Below are 26,063 nucleotides of genomic sequence, written 5' to 3' on the forward strand. Positions count from 1 at the left end.
TCACTGATCTTCCGTGGCGTCCAGGAACGCCGTCTGCATGAGGCGCGCGCCGTAGCGCCGGTCGACGAGATGGCCGCGGCCGGGCGGAAGGGGCTGGGGACGGACGTTGCCGAACAGGTAGCCCTCGTCCTTGTTGCCCGACATGAGCAATGCCGGGCTGGCCATGTCCTTGAGGCGCTGGATGACCGGGTCGTACATGGCTCGGCCCGCGCCGCCCATCTGCCGCGTCAGCACCACGTGCAGGCCGATGTCGCGGGCCTGCGGGAGCAGGTCGACGAGCGGCAGCAGCGGGTTGGACGAGGTCGCGACCAGGTCGTAGTCGTCGACGAAGATGTACAGGTCCGACCCCTGCCACCAGCTGCGGTCGCGGAGCTGCTGCGGGGTCAGGTCCGCCGGGGGCAGGCGGCCCAGCATCGCCCCCTTGACGTCGTTGATCAGCTCGGTGGCGGCGGAGCTGGAGGCGGCGTAACCGATGCGGTGCTCGGTCGCCGCCGAGTCGAGCAGCGACCTGCGGTAGTCGATCACGATCATCATGGCCTCGCTCGGCTGCTTCCTGCGCACCAGCCCTTCGGCGATGAGCCGCAGCACGTTCGACTTGCCGCTCTCGTTCTCGCCGAACACCACGAAGTGCGGGTCGGCGTCGAAGTCGAGCGACACGGGCGACAGCGTGGCCTCGTCGATGCCGATCGGGATCCGCTCCTCGTCGGCGGGCAGCGCGGAGACCCGCAGCACGGCGGGCAGCAGCCGCACCGGCGGGGCCACAGGCCCCTTCCAGGACTCCCGTACGGCCTGCACCAGCCCCCGGACTCCGGGACCCAGGTTCGAGGAGTCCTGCACCCCGTCGATGCGCGGCAGCGCCGACAGGAAGTGGAACCCGTCCTTCGTCAGCCCGCGCCCCGGGCTCCCCTCGGGCACCGCCTGCGCCTTCTTCCTGCTGACCTCCGACTCGTAGGCGTCGCCGAGCTTGAGCTCGACCTTGGTGCCGAACAGGTCCCGGATGCCCGGCCTGAACTCCGACCACTTGTTGGTGGAGGCGATCACGTGGATGCCGTAGCCGAGCCCGCGCGCGGCGATGTCGGTGACGATCGGTTCGAGCGAGTCGAACTCCTGGCGCAGCGTCAGCCAGCCGTCCACGATGAGGAAGACGTCGCCCCAGCCGTCGCCCTCGATCTCGCCGTCCTGGATCAGCCGCCGGTAGGACACGATCGACTCGATGCCGTGTTCGCTGAAGTCGCGCTCGCGCTGCTCCAGGATCCCGCTGATCTCGGCGACCGTACGGCGCACCCGGTCGCCGTCGAGGCGGGCCGCCACGCCGCCCACGTGCGGCAGTCCCTCCAGGGAGGCGAGCGCGCCGCCGCCGAAGTCGAGACAGTAGAACTGGACCTCGCGCGGGGTGTGCGTGAGGGCCATGCTCGTCACCAGCGTCCGCACCACGGTGCTCTTGCCGCTCTGCGTGCCGCCCGCCAGGCCCACATGACCCGCGGCGCCCGACATGTCCAGCCAGAAGGGGTCACGGCGCTGCTCGAAGGGCTTGTCGATGATGCCGACGACCGCGTGCAGCTTGCCCCGGCCGGGCCAGCCCGTCGTGGACAGGCCGTGCTCGGGGGTGACCGACAGCGGCGGCAGCAGGTGGGCCAGCGTGGGCGGCTGGGCCAGCGGCGGCAGCCAGATGCGGTGGGCGGCGGGGCCGTGCCCGGCGAGCCGGCCGACCACCACGTCGAGCAGGCTGCGCTGGTTGCCGCCGGCGGGCTCGTCGTCGGACTCCGCGTTCAGCTGGACGGGCGTGGTGACCTCGGGCAGCGGCATGTAGCCGGGGCCGTACTCGACGACCTCCCGGATCGGCGCCTTGCCGTCCACCACGGCCACCTGGGAGGCGTCGCCGTGGTGCGCCGCCGAGACGTAGGCGGCCTTGAACCGCGTCATGCCGGTGGTGTCGAACTTGAGATAGCCGTTGCCCGGCGCGGAGGGCAGCTCGTAGGCGTCGGCGACGCCGAGGACGACCCGGCTCTCCATGGCGGAGAACGTCCGCAGGCCGATCCGGTAGGACAGGTGGGTGTCCAGCCCGCGCAGCCGGCCCTCCTCCAGCCGCTGGGAGGCCAGCAGCAGGTGCACGCCGAGCGAACGGCCCAGCCGGCCGATCATCACGAACAGGTCGACGAACTCCGGCTTGGCCGTCAGCAACTCGCTGAACTCGTCGAGCACGATGAACAGCGTCGGCATCGGCCGCAGGTCGGCGCCCTGCTCACGGGCCCGCTCGTAGTCGCGCAGCGACGCGAAGTTGCCCGAGGCGCGCAACAGCTCCTGCCTGCGCACCATCTCCCCGTGCAGCGCGTCGTGCATGCGGTCGACCAGGGGAAGCTCGTCCTCCAGGTTGGTGATCACGGCGGAGACGTGCGAAAGGGTCTCCAGGCCGAGGAAGGTCGCGCCGCCCTTGAAGTCGACGAGGACGAAGTTGAGGATCTCCGAGGAGTGGGTGATGGCGAGGCCGAGCACCATGGTGCGCAGCAGCTCGGACTTGCCGGAGCCGGTCGCGCCGATGACCAGCCCGTGCGGGCCCATGCCGCCCTGCGCGGACTCCTTGATGTCGAGCTCGACCACCCGCCCGTCGCTGCCGAGGCCGATCGGCACCCGCAGCCTGTTGCGGCCCGCCCTGGGCTGCCAGGTCGTCGCGGGGTGCAGCAGCGCGGGGTCGCCGACGCCGAGCAGGTCGGTCAGCGTGGTGTTGGCGCCCAGCAGGTCCTGCGTCTCGCCGCCGGAGCCGGTCGAGGACCGCAGCGGCGCGAGCTGCCTGGCCAGGCCCTCCGCCCGCGCGTAGTCGAGCGAGTCGGGATCGCCGAGCCGGTTCGTCGACCGCTTGCCCGCATGGTCGATCTTCACCATGTGGAACCCGTTGGGCTCGATGTCGAGCCTGAGGGTGCTGCCCTCCTCGACGGGCCCGGTCGCCTCCGACAGGTCGATGACCGTGACGCCCTGGATGGCGTCCGTGCCCAGCTGGGAGTCGTGCGGCACGTGCCCGCCGTCCACGATCACGACGTGGTACGGCAGCGCGTCCGAGGCCGTTCCCGGCCGGAACCGGGCCCGTTCCTTCAGCTCGTCGCCCATGAGCTGGTCGAGCTGGGCCATGTTCTCCGCCATCAGCCGCACCTGACCGGCCGCGTCGGCCTCCTCGGGGTGCAGCGCGTGCGGCAGCCACTTCACCCAGTCCCAGTGCGGCATCCACTCCTTGCTCGCGCACACCAGGATCCGCATGTCGTCGGGGGAGTGGAAGGTGACGAGCTGCGCGATCATGGCCCTGGTCAGGTCGCGCACCGCTCGCGGGTCGCCGCCGAGGTGGATCCGGGCGAAGGAGTCCAGCGCGACCGCCACCGGCAGCCCGGCCACGGTGGAGTGGGTCCTGACGAACCTGCGCAGCGCACCCGCCGTCAGCGCGTCGAGGTCCTCGACGGGCTTGGAGTCCGGAGGGATGAGCTGGACGGCCAGCTTCTGCACGCCCGTGCCCAGCCGTACCGTGCCGAAGTCGTCGTCGCGCGGGCGGCGTTCCCACAGACGCGGGCCCATCGCGACCCACCAGAGCGTGTCCGGGGCGGGCCCGCTCCACTCCAGGGCCTCGCGCTGCTGGACGGCGGCCTTGCGGATCTTCCTGCGGATCTGGGAGAGATAGCGGAAGTAGTCGCGGCGCAGGCCGTTGAGCCGGTTCTTGCGCTCGCCCGCGTTACGGCCCACCTGGCCGAGCGTCATGCCGAGCATGGACACGGCGAACAGGCCGCTGGCCACGTACATGATCGGGTTGGAGTTGCCGTTGGCGGTGAACATCAGCCCCATGGCGGCCCCGCCCGCCAGCATGGGCAGGTACATGAGGATGCCACTGAGCCCCGCGGGCTGAACCTCGGGGATCTCCGGCGGAGACTCCAGCAGGATCTCCCCACGCGGTGGCTGGGGACTGGGGCGGCGTTCGGGGCGCCTGACGACGACAATGCTCACTGGTGAGACAACCCTCCTGTCACCTGAAACACTTTCTTACCAGAAGCGCCGTCCCTATATGTTCGGCATGTCGGATTTAGCCAGTAAGCCCCTGGAGTATGTCCGTGACCTCGCTCGCCCATCAGCACCTCCAGCCGCCCCAGCAGCGGCCGCCACAGCGGCAACCGCAGCAGGCCCCGCCGCCGCCGTTGCCGCCGCTGTGCCATGTGACGATCGTCGCCCCGCGTCGCCGGGCGGATCTGGCGCTGCCCGCCGACATCCCGCTGCCGCACGTCCTGCCTGGCTTGCTGCGCGCGGTCGGCGAGGCGGGCGGCGACTCGGCGAGCGCGCCCGGCTGGGTGCTCCAGCGGCTGGGCGGCGCGCCCTTCGACCTCGGCCAGACGCTCGCCGCCCTCGGCGTGCTCGACGGCGAGGTGCTGTATCTGCGGCCGCGCGAGTTCACCCTGCCGCCCGCGCTCTACGACGACGTGGCCGACGTGGTGGCCACCGGGGTGAAGGAGAGCTCCAGCAAGTGGGAGCCGCGCCACACCAGGCTCCTGGGCGCCGGCGCGGCGGCCGTCATCCTCGCCCTCGGCGTCCCCGCCCTCGTCCTCGCGGGCGGCCCGCCGCTGGGCCTGACCGTGGTCGCGGGCATGCTGGCGGTCCTGCTGATCGGCGTCAGCGCCGCCCTGTCCAGGGCGGTCGGCGACTCCGTCGCGGGCGCGCTGATCGGCTACGCCGCGCTCCCGTACGCCTTCGTCGCCGGTCTGTACGGTCTGGCCAGCGGATCCAGCGTGGCCGGGCTCGGCGCCCCCCACCTGCTGGCCGCGCTGGTCTGCACCGCGCTGGTGGCCACGATCGGCGGCAGTGTGGTCGCCGACGGGGTGGCGGGCTTCCTCGGCACGGCCCTCGCGACGGTGGTGGGCGCGCTAGCCGCGGCCGTGGTCATGGTCTCCGGCGTGCCCGCGGCGGGTGCGGCGGCCATGGCCGCCACGATCCTGATGTCGCTCAGCCCGCTGATCCCCTCGCTGTCCTTCAGGATCGCCCGGGTGCCGCTGCCCACCCTGCCGACCAACGCCGAGGAGCTGCGCGCCGACAACCAGCGGCTGGACAGCGACGGCGTCCTCGGCCGCACCGCGCAGGCCAGGCGCTACGCCACCGGCATGGTCGTCGGCATCGCGCTGACCGTCATCGGGGCGCTGGTCTACCTGGTCGGCACGCCGGGCTGGATGGCCACCTCCATGGCCGTCGTGCTCTGCCTGACGCTGCTGCTGCGCGCCCGCGTCTTCCACGGCCTGGGCCAGCGGCTCTGGCTGCTGTGCGGCGGTCTCGGCGGGCTGGTGGCGGTGGGCGTCTCGATGAGCGCGGGCGCGGGCACGGTGGCCGCCGCCGCGGTGGTGATGGGCCTGCTCTGGCTGGCCCTGCTGGTCGTCGGGCTCGGCCTGTGGCTGCCGTCCGGGCGCCTGTCGCCGTTCTGGGGACGGGCCGGCGACCTGGTGGACATCGTGCTGCTGATCGCGCTGTTCCCGCTGGCTCTCGGCGTGCTGGAGGTCTACACGTGGATCCGGGGCCTGTCAGGTTAGAAATCGATATTCTCGTCGGAAATATGGCTTAGGGGAGTGTGCGGATGATCGAGCGGGAGTTCGGGGCGATGGACCTCGACAGGGTCCTCAAGAACGCGGACGCGCAGATGGCCCGCATCGGCGACCTCCGGCAGGTGCTCACCGAGCTCGTCGGCCGGGCGGCCGATCAGGACGGCCTGGTCCAGGTCGAGATGGGCAACGCGGGCCTGCGCAGCCTCCAGCTGCACCCCAAGGCCATGCGCCGCACCTCCGGCGAGCTGGCCGAGCTCATCCAGGCCGTCATCGCCGAGGCCGCGGACGACCTGCGGCGCAAGGTGACCGAGTCGATGCAGGAGCTGTTCGGCGACGAGAACCCGATGCGCTTCGCCGACGACCCCGACGGGCCCATGGCCCAGGTCCGGGAGGCGGAAGCCGCCTACAACCGGACCTTCGACGACCTCATGGGCGAGCTCGACCAGATCCGCAACCGCATGGAGCGCTGACGGGCCGGTCAGCCGATCGTGTGCGGGCCGATCTCCTGTGCCGGGGACCAGAGGTCCCCTTCGGGGTCGTAGTACTCCCGGGTGCGCTCCTCGCCCTCGTTGGAGCCCGCGCCCATGCCGCCGGGCGGGTATCCCATGAATCCGTTGCCGGCGGTGGCCGGCCCGCCTCGCAGCACCGCGGGGCTCGCCGCCGAGGCCGGGGTGCCGGCGCCGTACCAGGTGCCGCCGGTCGGCCCGCCGGGAGTCGAGAACGGGTTGGTGGTGGTGAACGGCGTCTGAGCGGTGGGCGTGTAGGCGGTCGTGGGCATGCTGGTGTGCGGGTTCGCGGGCGTGGTGGTGGTGGTCGTCGGGGGCGTGGTCGTGGTGGTGGCGTCGGCGAGCTGGGTTCCCCGGTCCTCGCCGCCGATCACCGCGGGGACCTCCCGCTCGCCGCCGTCCTGATTCTCGCCGGGCTGCTGCTGTTCCGGCTGCTGAGGGAGGCCGTTGCCGGGCCGGTCGGTCGAGGACGGGTCGTCGTCGGACCCGTCGACCGGGTCGCGCCCGCCCTGGTCCTGCTCGTGGCCCGGCGTATCGTCGTCCTGACCGCCCGGCCGGTCACCGGGACCCGGCGTGTCGTCGCCCGGCCGGCCCGAGCCGGAGGAGTCCTCGGAGCCGGAGGAGCCGGTGTAATCGGAGTAGTCGCCGCCCGGGCCGCCGCCCGTGCCGTCGCTCCAGTACCTGGTCGTGCCGTAGGGAACCTTCGTGCCGGAGCCGGGGTCGAGCTGCGGCGCCTGCTCGGTGTTCACCTCCATCGGGGTGATGTTCGGCATCTGGAAGGCCAGCCCGTCGGCGATCTGGCTGTTCAGGTCGTAGATCACCACGTTGAGCTCTTCGAGCCGCTTCCTGGCCTGCGCGTCCGAGTCGATGACCGGGCCGGTCAGCCCGTTCGGGCCGTACGCGCTGATCACCGGCGGCGCGGTCACGCCGTTCCCGCCGGGGAGGTCGATACCGCCGTTCGCGAAGGTGGGCATGGGCTTGATCAGGGGCGCGGGGGGCAGGTCGGCCACCATCGTGCGGTAGCGTCTGACCTCGCCGGCGTACTTGGTCAGCGGCTCGCCGGTCTGCTTCATGGCCTGGCCGAGCGCGCCCGCGCTGGCGTGCAGCAGCCGCAGTGCCTTCAGCGCGTTGGCGGCGTCGCCGCCGCGCCACACGGCGGCGAGGTCCTCGGCGGCCTTCATGACCGCGCCCTGGACCCCGCCCTTGCCCCCGGCGTCACCCTGTACCAGCTTGGCGGCTTCGACATAGCTCCGCCCGGCGCGCTCGATCGCGTCCGGGTCGGCGCTGTTCAGGTACTCGAGGACGGTCTCCCGGCTCGTGCCCTGGGGCGGTGTGACGCTGCCGAGGTAGACGTACAGCTTGATCGGCTTCCAGTTTTCAGCCATTTTCCGTCACCCTCGCCGATTCTCACGCACTGCTGTCCGCGTGACCCTTCTCATAATTACTGACGGCCTTCTCCACCGCGTCCGCCCACTTCTCGACGTGGTCCAGCAGCTCGTAGTAGCTGCCTCCGAACACTTCGTAGGCTTGCGCGGTGTTTCCGCCGAAGAAGCGGGCCACTTCCCACTTGCCCGTCTCCTGGGACCCGATGTTGCCCGTTCCGGCCACTTCGGCGACCGTGCCGGGCCCGCTCCAGGTGGCGCTCATCGAGGCGGGCGCGCTGCCGCGCAGCGTGCCCAGCTCTTTGCGCAGGCGGGAGATGACCTCTCTGACGCCCGCGTGGTCGATGTCCGGTCCCAGGCCGTCGTCCCCGCCGAGGCCGGGGAAGTTCTTGGGGAGGTCCAACTCCGGAACGGGCGTGCCCATGCCGCTGTCATCTGGACGGCTCATGCCCTGCCTTTCGATTCACCGCTGATGTAGGGGCCCGTCGTGGGCTCCTCGCTCCTGAAGTAGTCCTCGTCCTCCAGGAGGAACGTGCTCCGCTCCTGCTCGCTCTGCTGCTGAGCGCCACCGGCGCCGCCGGGAGGGATCATGAACGGGGAGCCGCCGCCGCCCGAGCCGCGCGGGAGGGCGGCGCTCGCCCCTCCGGCCCCTCCGCCGGAGGCCGCGCCGAAGCCCGACCCGCCGTACGGGCTGCCGATGCCCGTCGTGGGCGAGCCTGGGCCGGTCGTGACGCCGGTGGGGTTGCCGGACGGGTAGCCGGTGGGCTGGCCGCCGGTGAAGGACGAGTCGGGGAGCCCGGCCAGCGCGGTCGGGCTGCCGACGCCGGTGTCCGGGATCGTGCCGTTGGGCGCGTCGGGCACCTTCACGCCGGGGACCGTTGTTCCGTTGGGATTCGTGGAGCTCGGCCCGCCTCCGGGGAGGCCTGAGCCGTTCGTCCCGGACCCGTCGCCGCCGGATCCGTCGCCGCCGGTCCCGTCGGTGCCACCGGGGCCGTCCGTGCCGCCGGGGAAGGCGATGGACAGACCGGTGTCGTCGAAGCCGGGGATCTGGTGGCGGTCGGGGTCCAGCAGGCCGTCCTGGCTCGGGACGTACAGACCGTCGGGCAGGCCGCTCCCTGGGGCGTACGGCTGGGTCAGGCCTCCGGGCAGGCCACCGGCGGGGAGCGGCCCCTGGTTGAAGGGGGTGACAGGAAGCCTCGGGCTCAGGACGTCGAACTGGGGGATGTCGGTCCTGAGCGCCGCGGGGAACGCCTGGTTGTTGGCCTTGGTGGCCTCGCTCAGCAGCCTGATGTGCTCTGCGGCGAGGTTCCTGTCCTGCTCCTCCTTGGAGTCGCCGAACATGTTCATGAACGGGCCGTCGGTGAAGGCGGAGGTGATGCCTCCGGCCACGGTGCCCACGACCGCGCCGATCACCGCGCCCGGCCCGGCGCCCACGCCGCCGACGAAGAATCCGACCCCGGCGCCCACGCCGAGGCCGGCCATGCCGCCCTGGTAGGCGCCCTCCAGGATCGAGATGTCCCGGTCCGGGGACTCGGGGAGGTTCTCGCCCCTGAATGTCGCCAGGGTGTGGGCCTGGAGGAGCAGCGCGGGGGCGACTCCCGTCGGGTTGGCCACGCACTGGGTGGCGTCCGCCGGCTGGTCGTTGATCGTGGTGGACATCGTGGCGGCGGAGTCGCGCAGCCTGCGCAGCTGGGTCTTGACGACCTTGGCGTCCTCGCCCTCAGTCCAGTGCTCGTTGAGCGCCCGCAGATGCAGGTCGAGCACGCCGACCAGGTGGTCGAGGCGCTGCTTGGCGGTGAGCATCTCGGTGGCGGCCGCGCGCACCAGCTCCGGCTTGTTCTTGGCCAGCGTCTCCCGCAGTTGGTCGAGCGTCAGCACCCCGTCGAAGTCGGTGCCGGCGATCTCCGCCCTGATCGGCGCCTGGTTCTCGGCCATCAGACCTGCCTGCTGCCTTCCCCGGCTCCCTCGGCGTCGTCGTAATTGCGCAACGCCTGCTTGAGCAGCTCGATGACGTTCTCCACCTGTACGCCGATGTTGCCGTAGGAGCCGGTGACCGCGGTGACGGCCGCGCGCGTGCTCTGCTGGTAGCCCATGGCGGCGGGCCAGAGCCCGCCCAGCGCCTCGTAGTCGGCGCTCAGCTGCCCGGCCGGTCCCGACTGGGTGAGGACCGGCTGCACCTCGCCGCCCGAGCTGTCGGGGCGCAGCAGCGCCAGCGCCTCTTCCAGATCGGTCTTGGCCGCCTTGATCGCTCTCCTGCTGAGATCCACGCCACGATCGCTGCCCATGTTTCCCCTCTGGTGTCAGACCCCGGCGGTGCCGCCCCTGGGCCCGTTCTAGCGGCCGTCGAAGATCTGGGAGTTGACCCTCTCGACCTGCTGCATGTTCATGCTGGTGATGTTGATGTTCGTCTTGAGCAGCTGGACGAACTGCGACATGTCCCTGGCCTCACGGTTCCAGAGCTCCCGGACCTCGGTGAAGACCGTCTTGGACTGGCCTTCCCAGATCGCGCTCTTGGCCATGAGGTCCCGCTCGAGGGTCTCCAGCGTCTCCACCAGGCCGTTGTGGGCCTGGGCGAAGGCGTCCTCGCCCTGGCCGAGACCCGAGAAGTTGACCTTTGTACGATCGAAGATGTCATCCGCGGCCATCTGCGGCCTCCAGTCTGGCTAGAAGGGTCTTAGAGCGGCTTGGCGCTGATGAGCTGGGCGATGTGGTTCATCGCCTCGGTCCGCTCCTGGTTGAAGGCGGCGTAGTTCTTGCCGCTCGTCCCGATGCTCTCCGCCAGGCGGTGCAGGCTGGCGAGGATCACGTCCATCCGCTCGTGCCACTTGACGTGGACGGCGTGGAAGGCGGCCTCGGACTGACCCACCCAGCTCGTCTTGAGGGTGGCTCCAGCGGTGTCGAGATTCCGCTGGATGGTACGCAACTTGGTGGCGGCGTCCTCGATCAGGGCGATTGCGGCCTTGAGATCGGATTCGCTTACTTGAGTCTGCGGCTCGGCGCCCACAGATCTCCCTCCCTTGCTGCTCGGCTGACACGGGGCATTCATCCGGTGTCGGGGCCCCGACGTCACATTAGTGAACTATCGCCCCAAGGGTTGCACATTTACCCCTTATTCTCCCAGTCCTATTGGGTGACATCTGGGAGGCTGGCGTAGCGTATGTGAGCGATGCGACAAGGGGGGCCAGTGTCCAACTCATCCTCGTCTACCGATGATCCCTTCGCCGGGCTCGGCGCCACCGTGCCGGGACTCCACCCACGTGACAACGACCCCGAGTTCGACATGAAGTACTCGAGCGTCAGGAACCTGGGGTCCAACGTGGGCGGCTACGGCCAGGACCTGTCGCTGATGAGCGACAAGACCAAGGCCATCGACATGCACGCGCTGACCTTCGGCGTGGTCGGTGGCGGGCTCAACGTCGCGCACCGCTCGGTGCGTGACGGCGCGGCGGACGCGCTGACCCAGGGCAAGAAGGTGCTCGAGTCCTGGAAGAAGGCCTTGTCCGACGCGGCCGACAACACCGAACAGGCCGAGCAGTCCAGCAAGGCGCCCGACAAGGGCGGCCCGAAGCCTCCGAAGATCCCCGGGGGAGGCATCGGCGGCATGAAGCCGCCGGGCGGGCTTCCCGGAGCCGGTGACCTGGGCGGGATCGGCAAGGGCGGCCCTGGTCTGGGAGGCCCGGGGGACCTCGACATCCCGAAGCCCGATGACATCGACATCCCGAAGCCCGGCGACACCGACATACCGAAGCCCGATGACATCGACATACCGAAACCCGGCGACACCGACATACCGAAGCCCGGTGACGTCGACATCCCGAAGCCCGGTGACGTCGACATGCCGAAGCCCGGCGACATCGACACGCCGAACCCGGACCAGATCAATCAGCCGGACCTCGACAAGATCGCCCAGCCGGACCTGAAGACTCCCGACCTGGGGGCGGTGAAGCCGCCCGACGGCACCGATCTGGCCGGCGTCGATCCACGACTGAACACCCCGACCATGCCGCAGGTGCAGGTCCCCGACAGCACGACGACCGATCCGCGAAGCTCCATACCCCGTACGGGCGTCACCCTGCCGGACGGAGGCGTCGGCGGCGCCGGCGGCGGGTCCCAGGCCGTCGGCGGGCAGGGCAACCTCTCCAAGGCGCTGAACACCGGCATGCCGCTCTACCCCATGGGCGGCGGCGCGGGAGCCGGTGCGGGCGGCGAGGAGCGGGACCGCGACCGTGGCGCCCACCTGGCCGAGGACGAGGGAGTCTGGGGCGGGGACGAGGACATATCGCCGTCGGTGCTCGGCAGAGAGGTTTAGGAAAGCAATGGCACACGAAGGCGATTTCGAGCTCTTCCTCGGCGCGGTGGCGACCGCGACGGCGGCCGCGGTCATCCTGCCGTACGCCTCTCCGATCGTCGGGCTGATGGGCCTGCTGGTCGCGGACCCGGCCGAGCAGGACCGGGCGGCCGATCAGTGGCTCAACACCACCCCGATCGACGCGGGCGCGAAGCCCGGCCCGGTGGGGCAGACGGCCGGGCAGGAGTGGCGACCGCCGATGGTCGCCCCGGCCTCGTCCAAAGGCGTGCACGCCACCGGGACCAGCGACCTGACCTACCTGCGCGGCGAGCTGAAGCGGCTGAGCAGGGAGATCGGCAGCAACAAGGACTGGGCCGGCCGGGGCTACAACTCCTTCCTGGAGAAGGTGGACGTGCTCGACGGGCACCTGGCCACGCTGGACAGCAACAGGATGAACACCGGCAGCACGCTCAAAGCCTCGGCCCAGGGCACCCACGCGCTGGTGCTGTGCTGCGTGGCCATCGCGGCCGTCCTGACGACGCTGGCCGCCTACGTCACGATGCTGCGCGCCACGGCGACACTGGCGCTCGCCGGCGAGGCGCAGGCCATCGGCGTCGTGGAGAGCCTGCACATCACGGCGAAGGCGATCTTCACCAATCACTGGAAGCTGGTCCTGAAGGCCAGCGTGATCCTGGGTGTGGCGGCCGTCGCCTACAACCAGTTCACCCAGGACCTGCCCGGCCTGGAGGCGGTGTCGGGAACCGCGCCGAACCTCATGGAGGCCAGCGCCGTCTGGAATCCCACCACGTCGGACGTCGTCGACGATCCGGCGTCCCAGTTCGACGCCGGCAAGCTGGACGACTCCTTCATGCCGGAGTTCGGCTTCTAGCGCCCTTCTGTTCGCCCTGTTCGTCCTGTCCGGCTATCCGGACAGGACGTTCATCGGCGTCCGGGCCGCCGCCGGGTCCAGCGTCGGCCCCTGCGGGATCAGGCGCAGGATGCTCGCGGGCACCGGCGTGACGTCCGAGGCGTCGTAGCCGAGCTTGGAGAGCACCTCCGCCGACGGCACCGGGTAGCGCACCCCTTGGTCACTGATCAACGACAGGGAGGCGGCCACCGCGCCGAGCTGGCCCTCGCCGGGCAGCAGCCCGGCGATCACCGCGCCTCCCGGCGGCAGCAGGATCTGGTCGAATCGTTCCTGGTTGCCCGCGCTCGGCGGCGTCGGCATCGCGACGTCGCTGCCGACGGTCACCTTCGCCACGAGCGAGCCCGTCTGCGTGTTCGGGTACGTCAGGCAGAGCGGCGCCGAACCGGGCGGGCTGACCACCTCGGGCATGGTCGTCGGCAGGCTGTCGTCCAGCACCTTCTGCTTCGACGGCGAGGCGTTGGCCGACGCGGCGTCGATGGTGATCGGCAGCGCCGGGCGGGACCCGTACGCCTTCTTGCTGTCAGGGTCCTCCAGCAGCAGCCTGGCCTGCACGGAGGTGATGGGCGCCAGCCCGTCGGAGAGCAGCACGTACCACCGGGCGGGCGTGCCGGGGACCGCCGGGACCGTGAAGACCTGCCCGACCACCGCCGTGACCTTCCCGCCGGTGCGCACCTTCCTGCCGAGGCCGATCACCCTGGGGCCGCTGAAGTCGTGCCCGGCCGGCAGGGCGTTCAGCCAGGCCGGCGGCACCTTCCTGGGGCGCGCGCTGAGCGCCCGCACGCCGTTCTCGTCCACCCGCATGCGCCGATCGGCCCAGATCATCCAGTTCTGCCGTCCGTCGGTGACCACCATCGCGCCCGTGCCGGCCGGCTTCCCGCCGACGTCCGTCCCCGCGACCAAGGTGGTGTACGACTTGCTCTCGCCGAGTTTGTCGGGCCCGTCATGCACGCACACGGACCAGGGCTTCTTGACCAGCTTCTCCCGCTCGGGCAGCGAGTCGGGGGCCCCTTCGATCCCGATGAGCGGCCCGCGGGCGAACTCGGCCAGCGAGGCCGCGCTCACGTTGCGCGTGCGGACCTCCCCGGCGTCCAGCACGAGCCGTGCGGACACGTAGTTGGCCACCGGCAGCAGCCGCCGTTGCTGCGCGCTGTAGACGTAGGTGGCCCCGCTCTCCTCCTCGACCAGCAACTGTCCCGGCTCGGTCAGCTTGGTGGCGTTCCCGGGTGAGACCAGCCCCCAGATGCCGAACACGGCCAGGACCAGCACGCCGACCAGGATGCCGCCGAACGTGCCCACGTTCTGGCGGCGCATGGGGGACTCCGGGACGTCCGGCTCGGCCTGCAGCAGCGCCATGCCCAGTCGCTGCTGCATCAGCCGATGAGCCTGATAGAGGTCCTTGTTTGTCTGCATATCCCCTCATTGCGTCAGGCATCCTGCGGGCCCTCGTCCCAAATATCCCAGTTCTCCCTCCCGTTTCGCAGCCCATCCGCCGGTGCCCGTGAATTAACGTGAGGCCGTGCGACCATGGGGCGACTTCGAGGAGCGGCTGTGGGCGGCTCATGAGGCGGGTCAGAGCGCTCTGTGCCTGAGCCTGCTCCGCGACGCGGACTTCGCGTTGCCGATCACCGCGGCTGCCGCCGCGGGCGCCGAGCCGGTCGCGTGGGCGACCGCCGAGGGGCCGGACGGGACTTGGGTGCTGGCGTACACCTCGGTCGAGGCGATGCGCGTGGCGAGCGGCGGCGTGGCGGCGCACTGCCGGGTGACCTCCCTGGTGGAGCTGGCGGCGGGCTGGCCGGACCCGAGGTGGGGGTTGGCGATCAATCCCGGCCTGCCGGTCGGCTTCATGCTGGAGCCCGGCACGGTGGCCCGGCTGGCCGTGCCCACCCTCGTCCAGGATCTCCTCCTCGACCCGGAGTCGGGGGTGCCGGTCGTGCAGAAGCTGCTGAGCCCCGCCGACGTCCACGACCTGCTGGCCGGCGGCGAGCCGAGGGTCTCCGGCTACTGCCATCACGCGCTCGACGTCTCGCACATCGCCACGCCCGTCGTGCTGGCCGAGGCGCTGGGCCGGCCCGAGATGATCAACGGCGACGGCTCACTGAACCTGCTGCGCTGGCGCCCGGTGGGGCTGGACCTCTACCGCACCCCGTACGGCGGGATCTCCGAGGAGGGCCGGGACGCGGTGGCGGGCTGGGTGGTCGAGGAGCCGCCGTTCGTCGGGATGGGCCTGGTGCCCAACGTCGACCAGGTCATCCGCGAATACCGGATCCACGGCGTCGGGCTGCCGCACGGCGCCGAGATCTGGGAGCTCACCCTGGCGGGGACCGAGCACCGGCGCGCGATCTACCACGGTGACCTGCGGCGCTGGCTGCTGATCCAAGGCCGGGCGCGATGACCTGGCACTTCTACCGGGCCCGCTGGCAGGGGACCGACTATGTGGCCAGCCCCGAGCCGCACGCGCTGGAGCTGTGGATCCGGCTGCGCAGCGCCGAGCCGCGCGAGGGGTTCGAGGAGGTGGAACCCGGCTGCCACGTACGCCCGGTGCCCGCGCGGGAGTGCGAGGCGATTCACTTCGTGGTCACGGTCTGCCGGTGGCGTGGTGAGCCGTTCCAGGTGCATGCCGAGCGCGACGGTGAGCTGCTGCTGGAGTACACCGGCGGGTCCGTGCTGACCGCGGCGGAGTTGGGCCTCGACCGGATCGAGCGCGGCGTCCACCGCCGCTGGGTGCCGCGCGCCGAGGCGGGCGAAATACGGGAACACGCAGTGCTCGTGGAGGGCTTTTTCTAGACCGCCTCTTGTTACATGACGTTCATGTGGCAGAAACTTACCCAAATGGCGCATAGCGTCCCGTGTGGCGGGTGCGCAGGGGTTGGTCGGGGGGTGTCATGGACTCAGCTAGTCAGTCGGTCGCGGGGATGCAGGCTTACGCGGAGGAGCTGCGCGCGACGTTCACGCGGCTACGGGACGAAGGCGCGGAGCTTCACGCGCGGGCCAAGGCACTGCAGGTGACCGAGAAGTCGCACGACGGCCTGGTCTCGGTGACCGTCGGCTCACGGGGCGAGCTCGTCCGGCTCGACCTCGACCCGCGCATCTTCCGCCGCCCCGACTCCCGGCACCTGGCCGACTCCATCGTGGAGACCGCCGGCCGGGCGGGGGAGCGCGTCCGTGAGCGGATCATCGAGCTCTTCGCACCGCTGGTCCCCCAGGATCAGCTCAGGGCGCACCTGGACGGCGACATCGACGAGGTCTTCGACCTGCTCGCCGGTGAGAAGGGAGACGAGGGATGAACCCCTGGAACGAGTCGGTGCTCATCAAGTCGGTTGCCGACCAGGGCATCTCGCAATGGGCCACCATGGCCGGCGACCTGGAACAGGACTGTCCCCAGCTGACCGCCGAAGTCCTGCGCTGTCTGGAGGCCGCGCCCTGGGGCGATCAGGCCGAAGGGCAGGCGTTCCGGGCCGCCCACCTGGGCGACGGCGGGCCGACGAACATGGTCAGCCAGTGCAAGCGGCTCGCCAAGGACATCGCCGAGCTCGGTGACGGGATGCGGGCCTCCGTGGACAACGTCGTCGGCGCGCACACCGCCAATGCTCAGGACTGGGCAGCGACTGGACGGACGTTCCAGGCTTGAGGCGATCGACGGGCTCTGAACGGAAGCCCCAGTGACGACCGGCGGCGGCACGATCGACACCCAAGGCTCGGGCGGCCAGCCGACCGAGCAGGCCGTCGTGCGCATCGACCGGGACACGCTCCCCGTCTGGGAGACCGAGGCGCTGCCCGAGTGGGTGGTCAACTGGCTGATCCCGATGCTGTCGGCCGGTCAGAAGTGGCCCGCCGCCAGCGAGAGCGGGCTGTCCGCGCTCGCGCAGGCGTACGAGAACCTGGCGAAGGGAGTCGCCGGCTACGACGCGCCCGCGGGCACCGCCGCCCGCACCATCGCGGCCGGCATGTCGGCGCCCGCCACGGCGAACTTCATCACCAGAGCAAGACTCCTGTACGGCCACGAATCGGGCCTGGCGGGTGTCCGCGGGAACGCCGGCAGTTACTCCAGCCAGGCGAGCAACTTCGCGGTCGAGACCCAGTACTCCAAGATCTCCATCAACGTGGCCTTCTGGATCACGGTCATCGCCATCGCGATCGCCCTCTACGTCGCCTTCTTCACCGCCGGCTCGGCCACCCCGCTGATCGGCCCGTACGCGGCGGCGGGTCGCGCGGCCATCAGCCGCCTGCTCGCCAGGCTGGCGGCGGCGGGCGGGCGGCCCGCCGCCGCGAGCCGCCTGACCAGGGTGGCCGCCATGACCGGCCCCACCGGCCCCGCCGCCCTCACCAGGCTGATCGCCAGCCCGATCGGCAGGGAACTCGTCGAGGAGATCGGCGAGGAAGGCGCCATCGACGGCATCTCCCAGTACCTGCAGATGAACAAGGGCACCCGCACGGAGTGGGACTGGAACAAGACCAGCGCGGCGGCGGTGGGCGCGGGCACCGGCGCCGTCGTCGGCATGAGGCTGGCCGGACCCGTCTCCAGCGTCACCCGGCACGTCCCCGGCTTCACGGGGCGCGCGCTCAGCACCGGACTCAACAACGCCATCGCCTCGCCCGTCGGCAGCTTCGTCGCCAACGGTGTCGTTTACGACCAGTGGCAGAACCCGTTCACCGCCGACTCCATGACCGGCGGGTTCCTCGGCGGTGTCGGCCGGACCGGCAGCATCAGCCCGTTCAACCCCGACGTCATGTCGGCGCTGACCCACCCGACCAGCGCCCTGGCCTCCGCGTACGACGCCGCCGCGCAGGCGGACGCGGCGCGGGCGGCGGCCAACCCGCCCCCCGGCGGCGGCCCCACGCCGGACGGCTCCCCACCGAGCGGCCCGCCCTCGACCACCGGCCCCACCCCCGGCGCCCCCAGCCCAGGCACGTCCACCCCGGGTACGTCCACCCCGCAGGGCGCCGCGAGCACCGCCGCCGCCCGTACGTCCGGGCCCGGCGCCCCTGACACGGCCGACCAGGGCACGCGCGGATCGGCCGCGCCCGATCAGCAGTCGCGTCAGCAGGGCGACGCCTCCGGCGGCAGAACGGCGACCCGCCAGGCGACCACCGCCGACGACGGCTCCACCACGCCGCCCGACGCCCGGGACGAGGACCAGACCTCGCCCACCGCCCCGACCCCGGACTCGGCCGCGGACCCCCAGCGTTCCCCCCGCACCACCGCCGCGGACGGCCCCACCCCCGACCAGACCCAGGCAGCCGACCAGGCACAGCCGTCCGCCGACGAACGACCCGGCGACCCACAGACCGCAGACCAGCGGTCCGCAGACGCGCAGTTCGCTGACCAGCGGTCCGCTGACCAGACGGCCGGTGATCAGGGGTCGTCTGCGGAGGGCCAGGCGGCTGCTGGGCCGGGACACCCCCAGGGTGATCCGGCCGCGCCTGCCGCCGACCCCGGCGCGGACACCGCCGAACGGCGGCCCGCGGCGACCGCGACGAGCCTCGCCGACAACGCGCCGCCCCATGCCGTCAGGGCGCACACCGCGCTCGTCGAAGCCATGGGGGTCAACTTCCCCACCATGGCCGCCAACCGGGACGGCGACCTCATCCTGCCGCGCACCGGCGGCGACCTCGTGGTGCCCGCCGTGGCCGTGCGCGGCATCCAGGCGGCCCTGGACGCGCGGGCCGAGCACGTCACCGACATGTCGCGGCTGCGTACGGAAGCGACCCTGCTGCTGATCCAGTCCGCGGGCAGGGCGACGACCGGCGACGCCGACCCCGGTGGGAACCAGGAGCCGGGCACGAGCAGGCCGGGGACGGTCACGTCGCGGCCGGTGAACGGCACCCGGTTCGTGCCCAACGGCCGGCCACCGGGTACGACCCTCACCCTCGACGAGGTCCAGGCCGGCATCGCCGCCCTGGACAGCGCCCACTTCCTTGGGGAGAACGTACAGAGCTGGTCCTGGTCGGCCGACGGCACGACGCTGCAGGTGCGGATCGGCGCGGACGACGTCCAGTACTTCCGGCCGGTGATCGGCGGCCTGGACCCCACCCTGATGGGGGAGACCGAGGTCAAGGCCGGCACCACCGCAGAAACCGCGCACATAGTCCATTTCGCGCCCGGCGCGGACGCCGACCAGGTGGCCAGGATCTGGCTGCACGAGATCACCGACACCCTGCAGCGGCAGGCGTCGTCCGGGGACCGGCGGATGCTGCGCCGGCTGCTGACCGGCGGGCGGAGCCAGGAGACCCGGGACGACTGCCTTCCGGCCCGGCTCAACGAGCACGCGTTCCTGACCGAGCAGTGGAAGCAGGCGACGACTCTCGCCGACAAGCGCGTGCTCGCGGTGGACATCGACGGGGTGGCGCGCGACATCGCCCAGCGGGGCCACCCGGAGCCGTCGCCACCCTGGGCGCCCTCCCAGGCCGCCCGGCCGCCCCACGCGCCGCCCCTGCCGGACCCTTCGCCCTCCCGGCAGCAGATGGAGGAGGCCCTCGACGCCTTCGCCGAAATCCAGGAGCAGCTGCGGACGCAGATCGCCACGAGCGAGCAGCGCGCCGAAGCGGCGGCCGCGGAAGCGCGGCAGGCCTCGAAGGACGCGAAGAAGGCGGCCAAGCAGCACGACATGCACAAGGCCGAACGCGTACGCCAGGCTCGCAAGGCGCTCCGAGGGCACCGAGCCGCGCAGGCCCGGCATAACCGGATCGCCGAGTCGTACCGGACCGCGCTCGATCAGGCCCGGCGGGCGCGGAGGCTCTATGACGTGGCGCTGCGGCCCCAGGCGACGCGATCGGCGGCGTCGCGCGCCCGGCGGGAGCACCAGCTGTTCCTGCAGCTGCTGTCGAAGGCGCTGCCGGACGAGGCGAGCCTGTCCGCCTCGATGCCCGCCGGCAGGCTCGCCCACCTGACCCGGCTCACCGACACCGTCAACGACCTCCTGCGGGAGAACGGGATCGAGCACCGGTACACCACCGCCGAGCTCCAGGAGGCCGTGCGCCAGGATTTCCAGCGGATCGTCTCGCCGGAAGGCGGGGTGCTGCGCGTCGGCAGCAGCCGGTCGGCGGCGGAGCTGCGCATCCGGCTCACCCTCGGCGACCTCGTCGAGGTGCTCGACCTCAGCACGGTGTCCTCGGAGATGATGGTGGGCCTGTTCGCCCTGGGCGGCAGGACCGTCGGTGCCACCGAGTCGACCAGCGTCGGCGTGTCGCCTCCCTTCAACACCGCGGTCCTGGCGACCATGATGACCGAGGGCAGTTCGGCGCGGATGGTGACCCAGATGCTGAATGCCCGGTTCACCCCGAGCGTGGGCAGCAGCGGCTCCGTGACGGGTGCGGCGGCGAGCTTCGCCCAGTACGGGTCGGTCGAGGACGACCGGTCGGAGTCACTGCTGTACGACGCCTCGGCCTCCTGGAAGGTCCAAATCCGTACCTCGCATGCGGAGGGCTGGAAGCCCACGGTCACGGTCGACTCCGGCGAGCCCGGTGACAGCGCGAGCCAGCGGATCTGGGTCTCGCATCCCTACACCGACGCGCCTCCCCGCGACGTGGTCACGATCGAGGAGCACCATCGTGACCCGGCGTTCCCCAACGTGGTGCCCAGCGGCATGACCGGCCTGGAGGAAGCGCTCAACGCCGCGGCGGAGGAGCTGGGCGGTGAGTACGCCAGGATCGGCAGCAACGCCCACCACCAGCTGCGCACGATCATCACCGAAGAACTGCAGGTCAAGCTCCGCCAGGCGGTCAACGGCGGCTATCAGGGCACCCTCTTCGCCGACGGCCGGCAGGACGCCACGGTGGAGATCAAGAGCGAGCTCGTCGAGGTGGCCACCAGCAAGATGGTGGGGGGCGAGAGCGACGCGGTGTGGGAGGAGGAGGTCCTCGTCGACTTCGCCGCCACGAACGGCAACGGGTCGTACAGTAAGTCGCGGGGGATCACCGCCTCGGTCGGGGTGAATGTCGCCACTCTGGAGGATGTCGGCTCCGGAGCGTATCAACCGTCGTTCGGACCAAGTGGCAAGTTCGGCCGGTCCGTAGGGCGCGCGGATTCGGCGACGGCCAACTCGCAGGAGATCTTCCCGAACGTGCACCGCAAGATGAGACACAGGCGGGGGTACGAACTCCGCCTCGTCCACACGATCACCGTGACGAAGACCGGCAAGCCGCCCGTCAAGCTGGCGCCGGTCCGTGGCACCGCCCTGGTCAGCATGCTCGAAGCGGCGGCCTTCCGCCTGGGCCTGCCGGTCAGTCGCGAGGCCCTCGTGCACAAGGACGGCAAGGTGGTCACGGACCGGAACGGGGTCCCCGAGCTGCGCGGCGCCCCCATGCCGACCGTGCCCGAGGGGCGCAGGCTCGCGCTGCCGGACTTCTACGGCGACGGCCCCGGGCAACTGCGCGGCGCGGGCCCGGCATTGGTCGACGACCTCACCGAAACGGACGAGGTGTCCTGGCAGGTCATCAAGGAACTGGGGGATCGCGGCATCCTGCCGAAGATCGACGGCGACGTTCTCGTCTACTCGGACAATGAGCTCGAGCGCGTCAGCCAGACCCTCAACCTCATCGAGGTCACCGAGCAGCTGAGGACAGAACGCATCCGGTCCGGCTACGACACGGCGGCACAGGACGGCATCCGGGTCGACCTGACGCACCACCGGTTCAACAGCGCGCCGGAGCTCTACACGCTGCACATTCAGCTGAAGCAGGATTTCGACACCAGGGGCAGGGGCAGGGTGACCGACACGGCGGCACAGGTCGGGCTGCCCATCGGCTCCGACACTGAAGGTCAGGCGACCAGCTCGTCCAGGACGTACAGCGGCGGAGTCTCTCTCAGCGAGAAGGATGGTCCTGGCGAGGGAGAGAACGGCCTGTCCCACGAGGTCGGTGTCAACGGCGGCGGTGGCACTACCGAAACGATCGGCTCCAGCGTCGGCGCCACGGGGAACGTGGTCGGGCTCGGCGAGACCTCAGGACTCCTCGCGCAGGTCGACGTCGATCACGAGCTGTCCGTCCACCTGGTGCACAAGGGCGAGCGGACGCCGCTGGCCGTCTCCCACGGGCAGGCCACGCTGTCGTTCGCCGCCGAGCTGCTGCCCTGGGAGGATCCGCAGGACGCGTCCGTGGGGACCCTGTCCGCGAAGGTGGTGGACAGGACCACACTGATGAACGTCGGCGTGCCGGACATGCTCGCCGCCGCGGCACAGGTGCTCCCGAACGGGATGCGGGAGGACTCGGTGGCCTACCACCACTTCGCGAACAAACTGAGCGGGCGGAGCCTCGCCGCCCATCCCGAGTGGCTGGTGGACGCGTATGTGACCGAGGCCGGCATCCGGCCGCAGGGCGGGCCCACCCGGTCCGCAGTGGCGGTGAAGGGCGATCTCGGCGAGGCGGACGTGGTCGGCGTGGTCAACTACGTGTCCGGCCGGATCAGGTTCGGGCTGAACAGCGCCGGGGTCTTCTGGGGCGGCTCCACGAACGTGAGCGTGGGCGCGTCCGTCAGCGCGGCCGGCCTGGACGACGGTGGCACGTCGAACGAGGGGGGCAGGATCGGGCTGCCCTCGCGCACGGGCACCAGCGGCGAATCCAGGTCGCAGCTCGACATCACGGGCAACGAGGACCTCGGGATCGGGGTGGGCATCCACTACTTCCTGCGCAGCAGGGTGAACTTCACCCTCACCGGCAGTGAGAGCGTCGCGGCCGGGAAGTCGATCGCCGGCCGGGTCCCCGTCGGGGAGGTCCGGCAGACCACCGTCCAGGGCACGGAGCTACGGACGATCCCCGAGTACGACGCCTTACAGCTGTACGCCGACGGCGACTTCGCCCTCCCCTTGCACCTGGTGGCCGATGCGATCGAGCGCTTCGTCAACGGCAGCCTGTCCCCGGACCCGATGCTGGCCACCCCGCTGATCCAGCGCTACCTCAAGGACGTGGCGCAGGCCCGTGCCGCCGGCCAGGACGTACAGTTCGCCGACCGGCACACTCCACGGGCCCTGCTGGGCGCGATCCAGCGGGCGGCTCAGCTCGACCAGGATGAGAGCAAGCGCCGCACATCCGTGCGCAAGCAGCTCAACCGGGCGCTGAGCCGAGCGGCCGAGCTCAACGAGCGGGCCAGTGACGTCAGGCTGGCTCCGCAGTACGTGAACGCGATGGGCATGAGCACGGTCGAGACGTTCGACCTGACCGACGATCAGGGCGACCCCGTGCACATGCTGGACGGGGTGCTGGCCGCGGTGACGCAGAGCGCTCCCGACGCGCTGGCCCTCGATCCGAACTTCCGCAAGCAGCTGGGTGTCGACTTCGCGGGCGATCGCAGCCACATCCATGTCGGCGACATGTGGAGCCGCCGCGGTCACGAGGTGAGCTACAAAGTGGTGACCTCGGAGGCCGGACGGGTCGAGAAGATCACCGTCAGGGCGAAACTGGTCCCCAAGGACGGTGTCGCAGCCGACAGGGCGAAACTGATCGGCCACACCGACGAGGCCGGCATCATCAAGCAGCGTTACAAGTACACCGACCTGACCGAGACGGAGTCGTACAGCGGCTCCTACGCCGTCGGGGCGGGCATCAGCGCCGGGGACGACGGCACGGGCCAGGGCGCCAGCGTGGGGACGGACCGTACCCGTTCCTTCTCCAGCAACCGCAACGAGCAGGGCACCAGGTTGTCGCGGCTGGGGCTGTTCCGGGGCGTCGACCGGGTTCAGCAGGAGATGACCCTGGTCATCGAGGTGGAGCGCGCCGGTGTGCGCAAGAGCAGGGTGGCGTCCTGGGCCGGCGGTCTGGTCGACACCGTCCGTGGCAGGCGCACCCAGCCCATCAGTCACGCACACCACGCGACGCTGGTGCGCCGGATCCCCACCGGCATGATCCGGCCCGCTCATCTCGGACCCGTGCGACCCGCCACGGTCAGGGATCCCCGGCGCGCCGAGGTGCACCAGGGCCACTTCGTCGAGTCGCTGTTCTCCGACCCGAACAAGCCCACGCTGCTCGAAGTGGTGTCCTGGAAACTGACCAAGATGCTCGGCAGCAAGACGATGGCGGCGTATGAAGCCGAGGTCGTCGGGCGCTTGCAGCACTCGGCCCTGCTCGCGAACTTCGAGCGGATGGCCACCCAGGGCGGCGCCGTGGTCGTCCCGCTGGCGCTGCCGGGCACCCGCGACCAGGGCCTGAACGTCACCGTCGAGGCCCACCTGACCGACCTCGAGATCGACTCAGGTCCGTTCCAGGCGGAGAAGGGCGAGATCGACAGAAGGGCGGACACCAGGAGCCACACCGTGGGCCGGGGCCGGCTGGGCCCCATCGGCATCGGTGCGAGCGGCTCCCACGACTCCTCGGGACTGGGCGTCGACGTGTCAGCCGGAGAGCAGACGTCGGAGAGCATGTCCGACAGCGGCGGAAGCCGCAAGGAGCGCACCAAGAACGAGAAGAGCGACAAGGCGTACAGCGTCCGCTTCCGCGTGGACTACGACGTGACCTTCCAGCGGATGGCCCGCCCGCGCGGCCACGAGGAGCATGCCGTCGGCGATCCGGTCCACCTGGGGAACGCCACCTCCGGCGAGGTTTTCCTGGTCCTCTTCGAGGACGAGCTCGCGGAACTGCGCGAACGGATGGAAAGCGGTGTACGGCTCGGAGCCGGGCGCCCGGTGACCTCCACGTTCATCCCCACCTCCACGCGCACCGGCCTGATCGACCAGCTCACGGACGCGCGTCTGGAGGCACGCGAACGCGGAGAGGTGGCCATGGTGGTGGTCTGGGAGCCGGATGGTGTACACCGCTACCGTGCCGCCCCCGACGGCACCGTACACAGCGAAACCCCCGACGGCGGGTTCGCCGAAGCGTTCAGCACGCTCGCCCCCGAGGTGCTGGCCACCGCCGCGCAGGAGGACCTCGACCTGCGCCTGGTCTTCATGACCTCGGAGGTGCCGGGCACCTTCACCCAGCAGGTCCTGGAGGAGCTGCGGACGCGGAACGTCGCCGCCGCCGAGCCTCCCAGACCGGTGTGGCCGTTCGTCAACGAGGAAACGCATCCGTCCGCGGGCACGAGCGCCACCCAGGGCGTCTCCGTCCCGTCGATGTCCTTCGGCTCAGCCGCCCTGCCCGGCACGCCGTACGACGCCTCGGGCAGGTCCGAGCAGAGCGCGGACCTGTCCATGGCCGAGGTCCGCCGCCAGGACCTGACGGCGGCCGACTTCGGCGGCGCCGGCGTCACGCTCACCTGGGCCGCCGACGGCCGCACGCTGCTCATGCGCTCGCCCGCCATGCCCGTCCAGCACGTCCAGGTGCGGATCGACGATCCCGGCGACGGCCTGACGGGCCGCTCCGACCCGCACGCGGGCACCTCGGACGACCCGCACGTCATGATCCTGTCCCCGCGCCTGGACCCGCACGTGGTGTCGTCGGTGATGGTGCACGAGATCACCCACCTCACCCAGGAACAGGCGGCGGTGGCGGCCGGTCGGCCCCAGGGCGTGATCAGGGGCTCGCTGCCGTCGTCGGCGGTCGAGGGCACCGACTACTGCCTGGTCCCGCGCTTCAACGAGCACGCCCACATGTCCCGTAAGTGGCACGCGGCCACCGACCCGGCCGTCCGCCGCCACCTCGCCGCCGCCATCGCCGCCATCGCGGCCGACATCACCGCCCGCGGCCACACCCCACCCGCCTCCCCTCAGGACCTGGGCCGCCGGGTATCTCCCCCGAAGCCGCGGAACAAGATCGAAGCGTTGATCAACTGGGGGAGCGCCTCGGCTGGGTCCGGTACGGCCACGCCGGACTCATCTGTGCACGGGGGCTCGTCGGCGGTGCCGATGACGGCGGCCGAGCTGCCGGTGACGACCGCGACGCAGGCGATCGAGCGCGGCGCACTGCTCGCCGGCGCCCAGATCCGCCGCCCCGGCCCCGGCCTCCTCGACCTGGTGGTGCCCGGCCATCCGCCCATCCCGGTCGAGGTACGGTCCCCGCAGGGCCACGCCGGGCCGCCCGCGCTCATGGACGGCGTCCTGGTCTTCCAGATCGCCCCCCACGCCACCATCGGCGCGAACGAGCGGGCCGCGGCGGCAGCCGCCGCCGACGCGGTGTCCCGCGCCCTCGGCACCTCTCAGCCGGACCTCCCGGCGGTCGCCGCACTCGCCGAAGCCGTACGCCAGGTCCGTACGGCCACTCCCACCCAGCGGCCGGGACGGGTCACCTCCCTGCTCGACCTCGCCGTACGACCGGACATCGTCCACCTGATCTCTCCCGAGCTGGCCGCCGAGCTGATCGCCGAACTGGAGCACACGAAGTCCCGTCTCACGTACGAACACCGGCAGTTCCTGCGCCTGCTCACCAACGGGACAGGGTGGCACCTGCCCGAGGAGTGCCCGGAGGACGGCCCATGCGTCTGCGGCCGCCATACCGAACGCTCCGCAGCCCGGACATGATCGATCTCCGAACGGCCGC

General features: G+C 71.2%; 17 protein-coding genes. 9 read left to right on the forward strand and 8 right to left on the reverse strand.

Features of this window, described 5'->3' with window-relative positions; translation table 11 throughout:
- A complete protein-coding gene (eccCa, locus tag ACIBQX_RS24640) occupies positions 1 to 3,981 on the reverse strand; it encodes a type VII secretion protein EccCa (protein ID WP_397008258.1) in 3,981 nt (1,326 codons plus the stop codon).
- 104 nt (positions 3,982 to 4,085) lie between these two features.
- Here eccCa and eccD point away from each other — a divergent pair, with 104 nt between their 5' ends.
- A complete protein-coding gene (gene eccD, locus ACIBQX_RS24645; protein WP_397008259.1) occupies positions 4,086 to 5,543 on the forward strand; it encodes a type VII secretion integral membrane protein EccD in 1,458 nt (485 codons plus the stop codon).
- 44 nt (positions 5,544 to 5,587) lie between these two features.
- Complete coding sequence (locus ACIBQX_RS24650; protein ID WP_397008260.1) at positions 5,588 to 6,025, forward strand: YbaB/EbfC family nucleoid-associated protein; 438 nt, start codon at positions 5,588 to 5,590, stop codon at positions 6,023 to 6,025.
- A gap of 8 nt (positions 6,026 to 6,033) precedes the next feature.
- Here ACIBQX_RS24650 and ACIBQX_RS24655 read toward each other — a convergent pair whose 3' ends face one another.
- From ACIBQX_RS24655 to ACIBQX_RS24680, 6 genes are read right to left on the reverse strand one after another with little or no spacing between them, the layout of a single operon-like run.
- Positions 6,034 to 7,446 (reverse strand): hypothetical protein, encoded by a 1,413-nt coding sequence (locus ACIBQX_RS24655; RefSeq protein ID WP_397008261.1) that lies wholly within the window; start codon positions 7,444 to 7,446, stop codon positions 6,034 to 6,036.
- 22 nt (positions 7,447 to 7,468) lie between these two features.
- Positions 7,469 to 7,891: a hypothetical protein gene (locus ACIBQX_RS24660; protein ID WP_397008262.1), complete on the reverse strand. Its 423-nt coding sequence runs from the start codon at positions 7,889 to 7,891 to the stop codon at positions 7,469 to 7,471.
- Positions 7,888 to 9,378, reverse strand: coding sequence for a hypothetical protein (locus tag ACIBQX_RS24665; RefSeq protein WP_397008263.1), 1,491 nt, complete (start codon positions 9,376 to 9,378; stop codon positions 7,888 to 7,890). Before ACIBQX_RS24665 ends, ACIBQX_RS24660 begins: the two co-directional genes overlap by 4 nt.
- Positions 9,378 to 9,728 carry a hypothetical protein gene (locus ACIBQX_RS24670; RefSeq protein WP_397008264.1) on the reverse strand — a complete coding sequence of 117 codons (351 nt, stop codon included), beginning with the start codon at positions 9,726 to 9,728 and terminating at the stop codon, positions 9,378 to 9,380. The genes ACIBQX_RS24665 and ACIBQX_RS24670 overlap by 1 nt, the downstream gene beginning before the upstream one ends.
- Positions 9,729 to 9,776: 48 nt before the next feature.
- A complete protein-coding gene (locus ACIBQX_RS24675; protein WP_397008266.1) occupies positions 9,777 to 10,088 on the reverse strand; it encodes a WXG100 family type VII secretion target in 312 nt (103 codons plus the stop codon).
- A gap of 29 nt (positions 10,089 to 10,117) precedes the next feature.
- A complete protein-coding gene (locus ACIBQX_RS24680) occupies positions 10,118 to 10,447 on the reverse strand; it encodes a WXG100 family type VII secretion target (protein WP_397008268.1) in 330 nt (109 codons plus the stop codon).
- A 180-nt stretch (positions 10,448 to 10,627) separates the two neighbouring features.
- Here ACIBQX_RS24680 and ACIBQX_RS24685 point away from each other — a divergent pair, with 180 nt between their 5' ends.
- Both ACIBQX_RS24685 and ACIBQX_RS24690 read left to right on the forward strand, forming a co-directional pair.
- Positions 10,628 to 11,752, forward strand: a complete 1,125-nt coding sequence (locus ACIBQX_RS24685) for a hypothetical protein (protein ID WP_397008270.1) — start codon at positions 10,628 to 10,630, stop codon at positions 11,750 to 11,752.
- Between the two features lie 7 nt (positions 11,753 to 11,759).
- Positions 11,760 to 12,620 (forward strand): hypothetical protein, encoded by an 861-nt coding sequence (locus ACIBQX_RS24690; protein WP_397008272.1) that lies wholly within the window; start codon positions 11,760 to 11,762, stop codon positions 12,618 to 12,620.
- A 33-nt stretch (positions 12,621 to 12,653) separates the two neighbouring features.
- On the opposite strand, the gene eccB is transcribed toward ACIBQX_RS24690, so the two are convergent.
- Positions 12,654 to 14,069: a type VII secretion protein EccB gene (eccB, locus tag ACIBQX_RS24695; RefSeq protein WP_397008274.1), complete on the reverse strand. Its 1,416-nt coding sequence runs from the start codon at positions 14,067 to 14,069 to the stop codon at positions 12,654 to 12,656.
- Positions 14,070 to 14,175: 106 nt separating this feature from the next.
- Here eccB and ACIBQX_RS24700 point away from each other — a divergent pair, with 106 nt between their 5' ends.
- From ACIBQX_RS24700 to ACIBQX_RS24720, 5 genes are all read left to right on the forward strand, one after another.
- Positions 14,176 to 15,051, forward strand: a complete 876-nt coding sequence (locus ACIBQX_RS24700) for an SseB family protein (protein ID WP_397008276.1) — start codon at positions 14,176 to 14,178, stop codon at positions 15,049 to 15,051.
- The gene (locus ACIBQX_RS24705) at positions 15,048 to 15,443 is read left to right on the forward strand and encodes a hypothetical protein (RefSeq protein WP_397008278.1); all 396 of its coding nucleotides are present in this window, start codon (positions 15,048 to 15,050) and stop codon (positions 15,441 to 15,443) included. The genes ACIBQX_RS24700 and ACIBQX_RS24705 overlap by 4 nt, the downstream gene beginning before the upstream one ends.
- A gap of 98 nt (positions 15,444 to 15,541) precedes the next feature.
- A complete protein-coding gene (locus ACIBQX_RS24710) occupies positions 15,542 to 15,943 on the forward strand; it encodes a YbaB/EbfC family nucleoid-associated protein (protein WP_397008280.1) in 402 nt (133 codons plus the stop codon).
- Complete coding sequence (locus ACIBQX_RS24715) at positions 15,940 to 16,287, forward strand: hypothetical protein (protein WP_397008282.1); 348 nt, start codon at positions 15,940 to 15,942, stop codon at positions 16,285 to 16,287. Before ACIBQX_RS24710 ends, ACIBQX_RS24715 begins: the two co-directional genes overlap by 4 nt.
- Before the next feature lie 31 nt (positions 16,288 to 16,318).
- Positions 16,319 to 26,044 carry a hypothetical protein gene (locus ACIBQX_RS24720; RefSeq protein ID WP_397008284.1) on the forward strand — a complete coding sequence of 3,242 codons (9,726 nt, stop codon included), beginning with the start codon at positions 16,319 to 16,321 and terminating at the stop codon, positions 26,042 to 26,044.
- Positions 26,045 to 26,063 lie beyond the last annotated feature (19 nt).

Origin of the sequence: Nonomuraea sp. NPDC049714 (assembly GCF_044465295.1) — a bacterium.
Lineage (GTDB): Bacteria > Actinomycetota > Actinomycetes > Streptosporangiales > Streptosporangiaceae > Nonomuraea.

What these genes read in the sequence shown, in the direction of transcription:
- ACIBQX_RS24650 (WP_397008260.1), top strand. Translation starts at nt 5,588, where the DNA reads ATGATCGAGCGGGAGTTCGGGGCGATGGACCTCGACAGGGTCCTCAAG.
- ACIBQX_RS24655 (WP_397008261.1), bottom strand. Translation starts at nt 7,446, where the DNA reads ATGGCTGAAAACTGGAAGCCGATCAAGCTGTACGTCTACCTCGGCAGC.
- ACIBQX_RS24660 (WP_397008262.1), bottom strand. Translation starts at nt 7,891, where the DNA reads ATGAGCCGTCCAGATGACAGCGGCATGGGCACGCCCGTTCCGGAGTTG.
- ACIBQX_RS24665 (WP_397008263.1), bottom strand. Translation starts at nt 9,378, where the DNA reads ATGGCCGAGAACCAGGCGCCGATCAGGGCGGAGATCGCCGGCACCGAC.
- ACIBQX_RS24670 (WP_397008264.1), bottom strand. Translation starts at nt 9,728, where the DNA reads ATGGGCAGCGATCGTGGCGTGGATCTCAGCAGGAGAGCGATCAAGGCG.
- ACIBQX_RS24675 (WP_397008266.1), bottom strand. Translation starts at nt 10,088, where the DNA reads ATGGCCGCGGATGACATCTTCGATCGTACAAAGGTCAACTTCTCGGGT.
- ACIBQX_RS24690 (WP_397008272.1), top strand. Translation starts at nt 11,760, where the DNA reads ATGGCACACGAAGGCGATTTCGAGCTCTTCCTCGGCGCGGTGGCGACC.
- eccB (WP_397008274.1), bottom strand. Translation starts at nt 14,069, where the DNA reads ATGCAGACAAACAAGGACCTCTATCAGGCTCATCGGCTGATGCAGCAG.
- ACIBQX_RS24705 (WP_397008278.1), top strand. Translation starts at nt 15,048, where the DNA reads ATGACCTGGCACTTCTACCGGGCCCGCTGGCAGGGGACCGACTATGTG.
- ACIBQX_RS24710 (WP_397008280.1), top strand. Translation starts at nt 15,542, where the DNA reads ATGGACTCAGCTAGTCAGTCGGTCGCGGGGATGCAGGCTTACGCGGAG.
- ACIBQX_RS24715 (WP_397008282.1), top strand. Translation starts at nt 15,940, where the DNA reads ATGAACCCCTGGAACGAGTCGGTGCTCATCAAGTCGGTTGCCGACCAG.